This window comes from Rahnella sp. AN3-3W3 (assembly GCF_003263545.1).
In the GTDB taxonomy this organism is placed as follows: domain Bacteria; phylum Pseudomonadota; class Gammaproteobacteria; order Enterobacterales; family Enterobacteriaceae; genus Rahnella; species Rahnella variigena.
Genome location: NZ_JYDG01000026.1, coordinates 1 through 12,351 on the forward strand (window position 1 = coordinate 1; position 12,351 = coordinate 12,351).

13 protein-coding genes and 1 pseudogene are annotated in these 12,351 nt (G+C 51.8%); 7 read left to right on the forward strand and 7 right to left on the reverse strand.

Features of this window, described 5'->3' with window-relative positions; all coding sequences use genetic code 11:
* Positions 1-326 precede the first annotated feature (326 nt).
* Both UC15_RS09160 and UC15_RS25760 read left to right on the forward strand, forming a co-directional pair.
* A complete protein-coding gene (locus UC15_RS09160; RefSeq protein ID WP_112288154.1) occupies positions 327-728 on the forward strand; it encodes a hypothetical protein in 402 nt (133 codons plus the stop codon).
* A gap of 274 nt (positions 729-1,002) precedes the next feature.
* Positions 1,003-1,110: pseudogene (locus tag UC15_RS25760) on the forward strand (carbohydrate ABC transporter permease); the annotation flags it as partial.
* A gap of 48 nt (positions 1,111-1,158) precedes the next feature.
* On the opposite strand, the gene UC15_RS09170 reads toward UC15_RS25760, so the two are convergent.
* Positions 1,159-1,767, reverse strand: coding sequence for an HD family hydrolase (locus tag UC15_RS09170; RefSeq protein ID WP_112288155.1), 609 nt, complete (start codon positions 1,765-1,767; stop codon positions 1,159-1,161).
* A 339-nt stretch (positions 1,768-2,106) separates the two neighbouring features.
* Between UC15_RS09170 and UC15_RS09175 the strand changes: the two genes are divergently transcribed.
* On the forward strand, positions 2,107-2,757 hold the full coding sequence (locus UC15_RS09175) for a hemolysin III family protein (protein WP_112288156.1): 651 nt from the start codon (positions 2,107-2,109) through the stop codon (positions 2,755-2,757).
* A 61-nt stretch (positions 2,758-2,818) separates the two neighbouring features.
* On the opposite strand, the gene UC15_RS09180 is transcribed toward UC15_RS09175, so the two are convergent.
* Positions 2,819-4,123 (reverse strand): lysine N(6)-hydroxylase/L-ornithine N(5)-oxygenase family protein, encoded by a 1,305-nt coding sequence (locus UC15_RS09180; RefSeq protein ID WP_112288157.1) that lies wholly within the window; start codon positions 4,121-4,123, stop codon positions 2,819-2,821.
* 152 nt (positions 4,124-4,275) lie between these two features.
* Here UC15_RS09180 and UC15_RS09185 point away from each other — a divergent pair, with 152 nt between their 5' ends.
* The gene (locus UC15_RS09185) at positions 4,276-5,157 is read left to right on the forward strand and encodes a PhzF family phenazine biosynthesis protein (RefSeq protein WP_112288158.1); all 882 of its coding nucleotides are present in this window, start codon (positions 4,276-4,278) and stop codon (positions 5,155-5,157) included.
* A 40-nt stretch (positions 5,158-5,197) separates the two neighbouring features.
* On the opposite strand, the gene UC15_RS09190 is transcribed toward UC15_RS09185, so the two are convergent.
* Positions 5,198-5,752, reverse strand: coding sequence for a helix-turn-helix domain-containing protein (locus UC15_RS09190; protein ID WP_112288159.1), 555 nt, complete (start codon positions 5,750-5,752; stop codon positions 5,198-5,200).
* 86 nt (positions 5,753-5,838) lie between these two features.
* On the opposite strand from UC15_RS09190, the gene UC15_RS09195 reads away from it, so the two are divergent.
* The 3 genes from UC15_RS09195 to UC15_RS09205 all read left to right on the forward strand — a co-directional run bounded on the left by UC15_RS09195 (position 5,839) and on the right by UC15_RS09205 (position 8,148).
* Positions 5,839-6,360 (forward strand): GNAT family N-acetyltransferase, encoded by a 522-nt coding sequence (locus UC15_RS09195; RefSeq protein WP_112288160.1) that lies wholly within the window; start codon positions 5,839-5,841, stop codon positions 6,358-6,360.
* Positions 6,361-6,457: 97 nt separating this feature from the next.
* A complete protein-coding gene (ada, locus tag UC15_RS09200; RefSeq protein WP_112288216.1) occupies positions 6,458-7,555 on the forward strand; it encodes a bifunctional DNA-binding transcriptional regulator/O6-methylguanine-DNA methyltransferase Ada in 1,098 nt (365 codons plus the stop codon).
* Positions 7,556-7,608: 53 nt separating this feature from the next.
* Complete coding sequence (locus tag UC15_RS09205) at positions 7,609-8,148, forward strand: GNAT family N-acetyltransferase (RefSeq protein ID WP_112288161.1); 540 nt, start codon at positions 7,609-7,611, stop codon at positions 8,146-8,148.
* Between the two features lie 59 nt (positions 8,149-8,207).
* Here the strand turns inward: UC15_RS09205 and UC15_RS09210 are convergent, their stop codons facing one another.
* The 4 genes from UC15_RS09210 to UC15_RS09225 all read right to left on the reverse strand — a co-directional run bounded on the left by UC15_RS09210 (position 8,208) and on the right by UC15_RS09225 (position 12,350).
* Positions 8,208-8,909: a GNAT family N-acetyltransferase gene (locus tag UC15_RS09210; RefSeq protein WP_112288162.1), complete on the reverse strand. Its 702-nt coding sequence runs from the start codon at positions 8,907-8,909 to the stop codon at positions 8,208-8,210.
* Positions 8,910-9,029: 120 nt separating this feature from the next.
* A complete protein-coding gene (locus tag UC15_RS09215; protein WP_112288163.1) occupies positions 9,030-9,884 on the reverse strand; it encodes a tagatose bisphosphate family class II aldolase in 855 nt (284 codons plus the stop codon).
* 4 nt (positions 9,885-9,888) lie between these two features.
* The gene (gene gatD / locus UC15_RS09220; RefSeq protein WP_112288164.1) at positions 9,889-10,938 is read right to left on the reverse strand and encodes a galactitol-1-phosphate 5-dehydrogenase; all 1,050 of its coding nucleotides are present in this window, start codon (positions 10,936-10,938) and stop codon (positions 9,889-9,891) included.
* 44 nt (positions 10,939-10,982) lie between these two features.
* Positions 10,983-12,350, reverse strand: a complete 1,368-nt coding sequence (locus UC15_RS09225; RefSeq protein WP_112288165.1) for a PTS galactitol transporter subunit IIC — start codon at positions 12,348-12,350, stop codon at positions 10,983-10,985.
* Position 12,351 lies beyond the last annotated feature (1 nt).

Here is a 12,351-nt window from a genome sequence, read left to right on the forward strand (position 1 = left end):
GCACTGTTTGAATTGTCAGAGAAGGCGGGGGTTGCGCTCGGGATAACACAAATACGGGCTTAATCTTTTGCTCCTTCCCCTCTCACGAGGGGAAGGCTGGGAGGCCGGGTGTTGGTTTCGTGTAAACCTTAAGATAAATATAAAATATACCCCACGTGTATTTATATGTTTTTTGTATGATTTAAGTTGATGTATTTATATTTAAAAGGTTTGTTTCTAATATCAAAGTGATTAATATCTGCGTGGTTTAAAATGTAGTTTTGAGGGACCAAACTCCCATTGAGATGATCCTAAAGACCAGACATGGATAAGAGCAGGGATTGATTATGCAAAAAGAACGGGTTTTTAGGAAAAGGTATATTTTTATTGTATTGGCTATAGCTTTTTTTGGATATTTAATTAAGGTGGTATTAGATTTTTCACCTTATGAACAAACGATTATACGAAAGGAAAGTATAGGCGAGTTTAATACCCTTTATGTGACTGAAGGTAGTGCGGGTGCAACGACCAAAAATACGTATAAATATTATCTTTATCCCTCTGTAAAAACAGAGAAAGAGTTTCTGGCAGATGTCAGAGATTATCCTTCTGTTCTGTTTACTTCAGATCCCAATGTTAAAATACAATTAAAGGGGAGATATCTTTATTTTACAGTTAAAGGAACTATTTATAGTTTTACCAATCAATCTGATTCTGTTTTTATATATCTCAATTCAACCCCATTTTAATGGGGTTATATCCACGCATTGCCGTTCATTCCGGCATTCAACTCTGATTTGTTCAGAAACATTGCTCATATCTCATTCAAATAACCATCATATTCCCGCCATGTAAATGACATAAACGCAGACAGGATAGGCGCCTTATTTCAGTCAGCTACAGACAGGCTGTCTGACAGACGTCTGTCGTCGGACGCGCCGCCGTTTGTAGGTCCGCAAAACTATCTACGGCTGATCCACGTTTCAGTCTTCTGGCGCACTGCTCAATAATGTGGCGTACATCCTGATGCGTCAGTCGTTTCTCAGTATTCCCCGTGAAATCGAAGAAGCCGCGCTGATGGTAGGCTGCCGCTGGTTGCAGGTAGTATTTCGGGTGCTGATCCCGATGTCGTTGTTGACCTCGCTCCTTCCCCTTTTACGAAGGGAAGGAGCAAAAAAATTACTTCAGCCAGCCCTGCTGATGCGCATTATCCAGATGAGTGCGGATATGCAGCCACAGTTCAGGATGGATATCGGCGATAAAGGCATTACGTGCCAGAACCTGCTCGAGACGGATATTGTTTTCCACCCAGCTCTGACCCTGATTATTCAGGTTCATGACCATCGGCATCACGCGGTCGATCACCAGCGCAAAGCGCGCTTCAGGGGTTTCGCCCGCTTCATATTCATTCCACAAATCCAGGAACTGCGTGCTCATGGGCACAGGCAGCAGGCCGAACAGACGTTTCGCTGCAATGATTTCCTGATCGTGAACCGCCGCGCGGGCAGCGAGATCGTAAACCAGCACATCACCAGCATCGATTTCGACGATGTCGTGGATCAGCGCCATGCGGATGACTTTATTAATATCAACGCCTTCCGGTGCGAAAGGGGCCAGAGACATTGCCGCCACGGCGAAATGCCAGCTGTGTTCTGCGGAGTTTTCCTGACGCTCAGTGCCTAACACTTTGGTGCGACGTTGCACGCTTTTCAGCTTGTCGATTTCCATCAGGAACTGAAAAACTTCGGTCATTGCCCCAAAATTCAGCGGGGTCGTTGCTGCAGACATACTAAAACCTTAGTCATATTGACGGCATGGTAAACGGCGTTATTTTCATTTTTCCGCTACACCTTAGTCGCTTGATATAAAAAAATCATGTTTTTGGGTGCGGAAAATCCCGCTGTAGTCTGAATGTCACTTTGGTAAATTATAAACAAAGCGAATGAATTGAAGGGCTTCACAGTCGAGGATGAGTGAAATGATGATCCGGCTAAGAGACTGTTACATCAGATAATACTCATTTTAAGCTTACAGATGTACACTGGAATTGTTCTCAGTTAAGCTAATTCCGTCGGAACGTTTTATAAACAATGATTTTTACTTTTTTGTCTTGAGGATCCTCAACGTATGGGTAAGTTGTCTCCATCACCACAGGGATATCCGTGGGCTGAAGAAATTGCCAACAGCCTGAGTCACGGCGTTGGTCTGGTTTTTGGGATTGTCGGGCTGGTGCTGTTGCTGGTTCAGGCAGTTGGCGATAACGCCAGCGCCATGGCGATCACCAGTTATAGTTTGTACGGCGGCAGCATGATTTTGCTGTATCTGGCCTCCACGCTGTATCACGCGATACCGCATCAGAAAGCCAAATACTGGCTGAAAAAACTTGATCACTGCGCGATTTATTTGCTGATCGCCGGAACCTACACACCGTTCCTGCTGGTCGGGCTTAATTCCCCGCTGGCGAAAGGGCTGATGGCGGTGATCTGGGGGCTGGCGCTGTTCGGCGTGATTTTTAAACTGGCGTTTGCGCACCGCTTTGAAGTGCTTTCGCTGGTCACTTATCTGACGATGGGCTGGCTGTCGCTGATAGTGATTTATCAGCTGGCGACTACACTTTCGCTGGGTGGCGTAGCCTTACTGGCGCTGGGCGGTGTGGTATACACGCTGGGCGTTATTTTCTACGCCTCTAAACGCTTTCGTTTCGGTCACGCCATCTGGCACGGGTTCGTGCTCGGCGGCAGTGCCTGCCACTTTTTGGCCATCTATTTTTACGTCTGATTTGTTTAATTAAAGTCAGTAAAAGGAAAGCGGAGCCTGATGCTCCGCTTTTTTGTGCCTGCTATTTACCGCGCTTGCCCGCATCCGGCGTGTCCGACCACCATTGCACCAGTGAAGGCACTGGCCGCAAATCGTAGTGCGCTTCGCCCAGCAAATGATTGAGGATTTTCGCCGAGCGCCACGCGGTCAGCGTCAGTTGCCCTTCGGCGCTGCCGTGACTGTGAATCCCGGCATTCACCGCGTAAATGCGGTTCTGCTCAGGGCCGTCCCAGCGCAGGTTGAAATTCGGCTGAAGCGGCAAATGTTGTTCGCGGTCATAGGGGATGCGGTCCAGCAACGGCTCGAGATAATCCGGTAAACCGGGACGATAGCCGGTCGCCAGAATCACGATATCGGCACTGAAATGCTCTTCGCATTTTTCCAGCCCGTGTTTTGCCTGCAAACTGAAATCACCGCCCGCATGACGTACGATATGATCGAGCGCGCGGTGGGGCAATAAACGAACGTTACGCGGCTGATGCAGCACATCGAAACGGTGATACAGCTGCTTATAAATATCTTCCAGCGTGTGATAACTGATGCCATCGGAAGGCAGTTTTTGGGTGGCGATTTCCTGCTCACGTACGTCCTCCGGCAACGTATAAAAGTAATTCACATACTCCGGCGTGAAATATTCATTGGTGAAAATCGATTCATCCAGCGGCTGAAAATTCGGGCGTCGTGATATCCAGCTCAGTTCGGCAAATTCGCCCCAGTGGCCGCTCAGCGCGTTGAGAATAATGTCCGCGCCGCTTTGTCCGCCACCGACGACGGCCACGCGTTTGCCGGTGAAATCCGGTTCGCGCAGTTCAATCTCAGCCGCATGAAAACAGTTTTCGCCCAGCGCCGCCCGCGCCGGTTTTGGGATCCACGGTGCATGGCCGGTGCCGAGGCAAATGTTGCGCGCACGGTGCTCGCCTGTTTTACTCTGCACGATAAATTCCTGCCGCTTGTCATCGAAATCAATGCGCTCAACCGGTTCGGAAAAATGCAGATCAGGGATGCGGTCGCACGCCCAGCGCAGATAATCGGAAAACTCATCACGGCTGATGATCAGTTGTTCCGTCGCCAGAAAGCGGTAAATTTTCTTCTGTTCCACCAGATAATTGATGAAAGAAAACTCGCTGCGCGGGGCGACGGTGGTCACCAGATCCTGCAACACATAGGTTTGCATGGTGGCTGTCGGCAGTAACATGCCGGGGTGCCAGCTGAATTCCGGATTAGCGTCAAAGAAGGCGGCGTCGAGTTTTCCGGTATCTTTTGCCATGGCGGCGAGGCTTAAATTAAAGGGACCAATACCAATACCTATCAAATCCTTCACGGGCATCTTTCTGTTCCTTGTGTTTTTAGGATATTTTGGAAGCTCTGTTAAGCATAGGTCAGCCGCCCGCGACTGACATGGTTCTCGATAACTTATCGAAATATTCCTAAACTCAGTGACTTCGCCGTTCCTTACTCAATGATTAAAAAGGATTTGCTATGACCCGCCTGCGCCGTTTTAAACAAGTCGATGTGTTCACCGCCCGGCCGCTGAAAGGCAACGCCCTGGCCGTGATACTCGACGCCGAAGGACTGACAGACGCCGAGATGTTTGCAATGGCCCGCTGGACGAATCTTGCGGAAACGGCGTTTGTGCTCAAACCCGCTTCACCACAAGCCGATTATCGCGTAAGGATTTTCACTACCGATAAAGAACTGCCGTTCGCCGGACACCCAACGCTTGGCACAGCTTACGCGCTGTTGCAAAGCGGGTTGCAGCCGAAAAATCCGGGATATCTTGTCCAGGAATGTGGCGTCGGGCTGGTGCAGGTGAAACAGCTGGCAGAGGGCGGACAGGCCTTTTCCGCGCCGCCAGCGAAACAGAGTCCGCTTGATGCTCAGCATCTGGAATTGCTGGCTAAGGCGTTACGTGGCGGAAAGATTCAGGCAGAAGTTACGCCGGTCAACGTCGATATGGGGATCATCTGGCTGGTGGTGCGGATGGAAAGCGCGCAGGAATGTCTGAATATCACCGCTGATGCCGCCGCTGTCAGCCAGCTGCAAACGCAACTGGGTATTAACGGTATCGCGGTTTACGGTTTGCACGATAAAAACGGTCCGGCGGATTATGAAGTGCGCGCGATTATTGATGAGGACGGCGTGCTGAAAGAAGATCCGGTCACCGGCAGCGCCAATGCCTGTCTGGCGCGGGTGCTGAAAGCCGCGAACTTCCCCGACGGAGAACATATGGCACAAACTTATCGCGTGCGGCAGGGAACTAAACTCCAGCGCGATGGCCGCGTAACCGTGACGTTTGTCGATGGTGAACCCTGGATCGGCGGCGATACATGTACGCTGATCGACGGCACGTTAGATCTCTGATCAGCGTGACCGTGCACTGGCGCTGCTGAAAGCGTGGAAACTATTTGTCGCTCATGACCAGCAAATACCGGCACGGCTCAGTGCCGGTATTACTGAAGGTGATCGGCAAATCCACGCCGAACGTCAGCGCATCGCCTGCCGATAGCACATACTTTTCCGTGCCATAATCGACAGTCAGCGACCCTTCCACCAGCCACAGACGTTGTTTATACGCCTGATGACTCCAGCCCGGATAACTGACGCGCGCAGCGGCTGGCAGCGTAATTTCCACCAGTTCCGGACCGCCGTTTTCCTCATGCGCCGTCACCTGACGCCGCAGATAACCGATATCCGGATCCTGCCACACTTCCTGCTGTGCAAGCGGACGTAATGGCGCGGGTTGTTCGTTATCTTCTGACAGCAACTGCGCGAGCGAAACACCCAGACTGGCGGCCAGACGACCTAAAAGGCTGGCGCTCGGACTGCTGTCCTGCCGTTCAATTTTGGAGATCATCGCTTTACTGACACCTGAATTGCTGGCCAGTTGTTCCAGGCTCAAACCCTGTGTTTTACGCAAAGACTGCAAACGTGTGGCGATCAGTTGGTCGATTGACATGGGATCCGTTCCGTTGTTTACTTTTGTGGAATTAATTCCACTATAGTGGAATTAAACATCAAACGGAAGTCACCGGGGAAGAACTGATGAAAATGATCACCTGTACCGAACGCCAGCACGCTGTCGCTATTCTGGATATTTTTAATGATGCGATCCTGACATCCACCGCGTTGTATGACTATAAACCGCGTCATATCGACAGCATGACATCCTGGTTTGCCACTAAACTGACCAATAACTTTCCGGTGATCGGGCTGGAAGACGAACAGGCCGCACTGCTGGGTTTTGCCAGTTACGGCACTTTCCGTGCCTGGCCTGCCTATAAATATTCGGTCGAACATTCGATTTATATTCATAAAGATCACCGTGGCAAAGGGCTGGGTAAAATCCTGCTTAATGCACTGGTGGATGCCGCCCGTGAACGTGGCGTACATACGCTGATTGGCGCGATTGACGCGGCCAACAGCGGCAGTATTGCCCTGCACGAAAAAAACGGATTCAGTCATACCGGGACCATTAAACAGGCGGCATTTAAATTTGACCGCTGGCTGGATCTGGCCTTTTATCAGATGATCCTCGACACGCCGTTAAAGCCGGTGGCAGGCTAAAAGTCCGGCATTGAATAAGAAAGCAAGCGCCGGAGGGTGCAAGGGATAATGGCGGCTTATGCTGACAGTCATCCAGTCGGGAAACGTGAGGCAGAAAATGTCAGGTAAAACACAAGTCATCAACAAAACGGTAGCGGAAAACTCAGCCTCTGAGTCGGTGAAGGATCCGCGCTGGCAGGCGGTCGTCAGCTGTGATGCGAACGCGGATGGCAAATTTGTATACGCGGTAAAAACCACCGGTATTTACTGCGCGCCTTCATGCCCGTCACGGCAGCCGAATCCGGAAAATATTCTCTATTTTGATGATGCCGAAGCCGCAGAAGAGGCAGGGTTTCGCCCGTGCAAACGCTGCCGTCAGGGACTGATTTCACTGGCGCAGTTTCACGCTCAGCGGGTAGCTCAGGCCTGCCGTATTCTGGAAGGATCTGCCAGGATGTTGACGCTTAATCAGCTGGCCGCCGAAGTAGGCATCAGTGCTTATCACTTTCATCGCCTGTTTAAGGCGCAAACCGGCGTGACGCCCAAAGAGTATCAGCAGGCGCAGCGCGCCCGGCGTGTACGTGAAAAGCTGGCTGATTCTGCAACGATAACCGAAGCGATCCACGCGGCCGGATATCCTTCCGATAGCCGGTTTTACGAAACGTCCGCAGCCACGCTGGGCATGACGCCGCAAAATTTCCGCTCCGGTGGCCGCGATGTGCGCGTCTGGTTTGCCATCGGCAAATCTTCACTGGGCGATATTCTGGTTGCCGAAAGTCAGCGGGGGATCTGCGCCATTTTACTGGGCGACGATCCTGAAAAGTTGATCAATGAGCTGCAAAACAGTTTTCCACAAGCGGAATTGCTGGGCGGCGATGCGGATTTCGAGCAGCGAATTGCTTTGGTTGTTGGCTTTGTCGAAGCGCCTCAGATTGGGCTGGATTTGCCGCTGGATATTCGCGGAACGGCTTTCCAGCAGCGCGTCTGGCAGGCATTACGTGATATCCCACCGGGAAATACCGCCAGTTATGCCGAGATTGCCACTAAAATTGGTTCGCCTAAATCAGTCCGCGCTGTGGCCGGAGCCTGCGCCGCAAACCTGCTGGCAGTCGCCATTCCCTGTCATCGGGTGGTTAAAACGGGGGGTAATATTTCCGGTTACCGCTGGGGCGTGGAACGAAAACGCAGTTTGCTGGCGCGGGAAGAGAAAGGCTGACTATACTCAGCTGACATTATGATTTTCCGAACATTTTGATGAAGAGGGATGCCGTGCCAGCCTGCACTATACGGATTGCTGAACCGAAAGATATTGATTCACTGGCTGAATTACACGTTGCCATCTGGCGTGATACTTATCGCGAACTGGCACCGCCGGAAGCCTTTAACGCGCTTGATGTTCCGCGTCGTAAATCTTTCTGGCAGGATAAATTTGCGCATCCTGCTGCCGGTCAGGGCATTTTTATCGCGGAAGTTGACGGCAAATTAGCCGGATTCAGTCTGGCTTCGGCTTCTTCAAACCCTGAATTTGGCGAGATGGCCGAAATCAAATTCCTGTATGTTTCGCCTGCATTTAAGCGTCAGGGGATTGGCAAATTGCTGATTGCCAAAGCTGCAACACATCTGGCGGGTGAAGGTTTTAAAAGTGCAGGGCTGGGAGTTGTAGAAGGCAACGAGCCTGCAATTAGGTTCTACCGTGCCCTGGGGGGGCTGGAATCCGGGCGCTATACCGATGCCGGTCCGCTGTGGCGTTCGCCTAATATTATCTATGCGTGGCCTGATGTTACGGTATTGTCTGCGCTAAATTCCTGAGCGGTTTTCATTGAAGGACCGGTTCTGCCTGCGTCAGTAAACAACGCAGGCAATGCCTGTCAGCGCAGTTCTTCCAGACGATGTTTCTGCTGACCTTCCGCATTGAAATTATCTGCACTTAACCAGCGATCAAACGCTGCCTTTGAGGCCGGCCATTCGTGGTCAAGAACCGAATACCAGCAGGTATCACGGTTGTGGCCTTTATTGATGATGGCCTGACGGAACATACCTTCATACTCAAACCCGAAGCGTTTTGCGGCCAGTTTTGACGGCTCATTCAGGCTGTGGCATTTCCATTCGCAGCGGCGATATTTCAGGGTATCGAACAGATAACGTTGCAGCAGGTAAATGGCTTCAGTGCCAAAACGTGTGCGTTTCATCAGCGGTGACCAGTTCACCCAGCCAATTTCGGCAACGCCATTCACGGCATCGATACGCATCAGAGAAACGCTGCCCACGGCGCGCTGTGTTTCGTTATCCACCACCGCGAAAAATAGCGGATCTTCGCTTTTTTCCTGCCGGGAAATAAACACGTCGCAATCTGCCTGCGTTGCAGGGCGGTCGACGGTGAGATAGGTCCAGTCCCGATTGTCATCAATGCTGTGCCAGGCGTTAAATAAATCCTCACTATGGCGTTCGCAGGACAGAGGCTCAAGATGACACCAGAGGCCATCAAGCTGAAGATGCGCAGGGCGCTCGCGGGGCTGCCAGTCGGGAAGAGCGTCACCGATGGGTTGGCCAAAATGGTTCAGGGTGGTCATAGCCGTTTCCATTTTACTATTAATGAACTTCCATAAAATCAGAATGGAATGACAGCTGCAACCTGCACTTTACTAAAATCCGGAAAGCGGGCGCGGGCCCGCTTCTTTAATACAGGCGTGTCATAATCGCCCGGCACTGCCACAAATCCTGATTTTTTCTTCCACGACTTTCTGCATCGCGAGCTTTCCCGGCACGATGTATTTTCGCGGATCGTTAGCGTCCGGATGTTCTGCAAAATACGCTTTCACAGCATCCGCAAAGGCAATTTTCAGTTCGGTCGCGACATTCACTTTGCAAATCCCCAGACCGATTGCCCGGTGGATCATCTCCTCCGGAATCCCCGATGCACCGTGCAGAACCAGCGGAATATCAACCTGCTGGCGGATTTGTCCAAGACGGGTGAAATCCAGTTTAGGTTCTCCCTGATACAAGCCGTGAGCGGAACCAATGGCGACTGCCAGCGAATCAATTCGCGTCGCTTCAACAAAGTGTTTCGCCACTATCGGATCAGTAAAGTAGCTGTCGCCTTCTTCCACCACCAGGTCGTCTTCCTGACCGCCCAGGCGGCCTAATTCCGCTTCGACACTGGCATCAAAGCCATGACACAGCCTGACGGTTTCGCTCACCTGTTTGATATTGTCCACCAGCGGGAAGTGCGAGGCGTCAATCATGACGGAGCGGATCCCCGCACGGACTTTGGTTTCTATATCACCCTGATCCTCATGATGATCCAGGTGCAGTGCCAGTGGGATGCGGTATCTCCGCGCAGCCTCGTGGCATATCGAGATCAGGTAATCTGTTCCGGCATAGCTGAATGTGCCCGGTGTTCCTGCAAGGATCACCGGAGAACTCATGGCCGCCGCGGTTTCGGCTACCACCTGCACAGTTTCCAGATTGTGGACGTTGAACGCAGGCACAGCATAACCGTCGCGCTGCGCTGCAAGCAGCATTTCCCTGTTTGAAATCAGATACATTGTTTCAGCTCCCTGTCATATCCAGTAAAATTTTCCCTGTCATCGGCTTTCCTGCGAGTGACGTCACTTCCCTGACAAATTCTTCCGGTGCTCCAATACTTCCGATCAGCGCGTCAAGATTTATCCTTTTCTCTGCAAAAAGTTGCGTGGCTTGCTGCCATTCGCTGCCCGGCCAGGGGGCGGAATAATTCATCCAGCTGCCCAGCAACGTCAGTTCTTTGCGCAGGATATGGCTGAAGGTAGAAACGTTAAGGGTAAGATCCTTGTGTAACGTCCCGACCAGCGCCACCTGAGCGTTAGGGCCGGCAATATCGAGGGAAAGCGCAACAGTTTGCGGTGTGCCTGCTGTTTCTATGATCAACTGATTAAAGCGTCGTTCTTGTGTTTTCTGCCGAATGTCATCTGCGCTCAGCGTTGCGCTGTTAAAGGCATGGCTGGCACCGGTTTCCAGCGCAAGAGCCAGACGCTGAGGATTGATATCAACAGCCGTCACCGATTTTGCTCCCAGTGCGCTGGCGGCCTGAATGATGAGTTGTCCGATGGTGCCTGCGCCAATCACAATGACCTCTTTGTCCTGACAGCCACCGGCCAGTTTGAGGGCATGAAGACCTACCGTAATGGGCTCAAGGAAAGCGCCCTGCAAAAGGGAGGCATTCTCTGGCAATTTGAACAAGTTTTTGCGGGAAACCAGCGCATATTCAGCGTGTCCTCCCTCACGGCGGGAGCCAATAAAGTCATAGTGTTTGCACTGCGAATAAGCGGCTTTCTTGCACTCTTCACATACAAAGCACGGGAGTAAAGGAACGCAGGCCACGGCATCACCTTCCTGTAGGTCGTGAATATCCTCCCCGATACTGACGACATGACCGCTGAATTCATGGCCGAGGGTAATGGGATAATAATGCGAGCTGTTTGCGAAGATACGCGGGATATCTGACCCGCAAAGACCTGAGTAGGCGATGCGAACCAGTACATCACCGGAGCTTTTGAGTTCCGGAACCGGGCGATCTTCAACTGTCATCTCCCCGCCGGTGTGTACCACAACAGATTTCATAATCGGTTTCCTTGAGCGGGGGGATCCCCCCCGCTGAGATGAAGTTAAGAATTGGCCTGTGCAATCACTGCTTGTTTTTCAGCCTGCGTAAACTCGCGGGCACGACGCCATGTCAGGAAGACCCCGATGGCATAGACGACGCCGATCACGCTCAGTCCTGCGATATTCTTCAGTGTGCAGAGCTGAATGAGCAGATAGGTGACAGGTGAGCCGCCCTGATCCATAGACGCCACTCTTCCGCCTGCGGTAAGTGCGCCAGCATTGGCAGCCAGTTGTGTTTGCAAATCAATAGTCTGAGTGGCAATCCACAACGTGATGCCCATGATGATGCAGCCGGAGATAAGCGTGCGGAACAAGTTGCCCTGATGCACGGCTACGGCGATGGCAACGAAGAAACCGATAGTGGCGAGATCCCCGAACGGCAGGACCTGATTGCCAGGTACCAGTACGGCAATCAGTATGGTCAGCGGAATAAAGATCAGGCTGGCAGATACCACGGCGGTGTGGCCGAGCAGCAGCGCGGGATCCAGACCAATCAGGAATTCCTGTCCGCCAAAGCGGGCTTGCAAACGGGTACGGGCATGGCGGGCAATGGGGGTTAAGCCGTCCATGATCGGTTTGATCACTCGTGGCATCAGGAGCATCACTGCCGCTGTTTTCACCGCCAGTTGCAGTACGCCCTTAGCGTCATAACCGGCGAGGAAACCAATAATCAGCCCCATCACAAAACCGACAGTCACCGGTTCACCAAACGGGCCGAAACGCTTTTGCACATCGTCAGCGCTGAAGTGAATTTTGTTCAGCCCCGGGATTTTCTCGATAACAGTATCAACCAGCACAGCGATCGGGCCGAGATAGGCCGAAGAACCATGCGGGATCGCAATGCCTTCAAGATTGAAGAAATCCCGGGTATCTTTCGCAAACCAGTCACCCAGTTTGTAGATAAACGCCGCATGGACAACGACACCCATAATCCCCAGCCAGTAAGAGCCGGTGGCGAGATGCAGCATGGCGCCAGTGAATGTCATGTGCCAGATGTTCCAGATATCCACATTGACGACACGCGTCATACGGGTCAGCAACATCACAATATTCACACCGATGGCAATCGGGATGGCAACCAGTGCAATTTGTGAAGCCCAGGTCATTGGGGCTGAACCTGGCCAGCCAATATCAACCACCTGCAGGTTAATTTCGAAGTGCTCTGCCATGGCTTTTGCCGCTGGCCCGATGGAATCGAGCATCAGGCCGATGACTAATCCGATCCCGACAAAACCGATGCCAATATGAATTGCTGATTTAAAAGAATCTCCCAGTTTCATCCCCAGTATCAGAGAGAAAACGATGATGACGCCGGGCAACATGACTGTTGGCCCGAGGTCGAGGATGTAGCGCATTATTTCAGTAAACATG

What these genes read in the sequence shown, in the direction of transcription:
- UC15_RS09160 (WP_112288154.1), top strand. Translation starts at nt 327, where the DNA reads ATGCAAAAAGAACGGGTTTTTAGGAAAAGGTATATTTTTATTGTATTG.
- UC15_RS09170 (WP_112288155.1), bottom strand. Translation starts at nt 1,767, where the DNA reads ATGTCTGCAGCAACGACCCCGCTGAATTTTGGGGCAATGACCGAAGTT.
- gatD (WP_112288164.1), bottom strand. Translation starts at nt 10,938, where the DNA reads ATGAAATCTGTTGTGGTACACACCGGCGGGGAGATGACAGTTGAAGAT.
- UC15_RS09215 (WP_112288163.1), bottom strand. Translation starts at nt 9,884, where the DNA reads ATGTATCTGATTTCAAACAGGGAAATGCTGCTTGCAGCGCAGCGCGAC.
- UC15_RS09175 (WP_112288156.1), top strand. Translation starts at nt 2,107, where the DNA reads ATGGGTAAGTTGTCTCCATCACCACAGGGATATCCGTGGGCTGAAGAA.
- UC15_RS09210 (WP_112288162.1), bottom strand. Translation starts at nt 8,909, where the DNA reads ATGACCACCCTGAACCATTTTGGCCAACCCATCGGTGACGCTCTTCCC.
- UC15_RS09195 (WP_112288160.1), top strand. Translation starts at nt 5,839, where the DNA reads ATGAAAATGATCACCTGTACCGAACGCCAGCACGCTGTCGCTATTCTG.
- UC15_RS09185 (WP_112288158.1), top strand. Translation starts at nt 4,276, where the DNA reads ATGACCCGCCTGCGCCGTTTTAAACAAGTCGATGTGTTCACCGCCCGG.
- UC15_RS09190 (WP_112288159.1), bottom strand. Translation starts at nt 5,752, where the DNA reads ATGTCAATCGACCAACTGATCGCCACACGTTTGCAGTCTTTGCGTAAA.
- UC15_RS09225 (WP_112288165.1), bottom strand. Translation starts at nt 12,350, where the DNA reads ATGTTTACTGAAATAATGCGCTACATCCTCGACCTCGGGCCAACAGTC.
- ada (WP_112288216.1), top strand. Translation starts at nt 6,458, where the DNA reads ATGTCAGGTAAAACACAAGTCATCAACAAAACGGTAGCGGAAAACTCA.
- UC15_RS09180 (WP_112288157.1), bottom strand. Translation starts at nt 4,123, where the DNA reads ATGCCCGTGAAGGATTTGATAGGTATTGGTATTGGTCCCTTTAATTTA.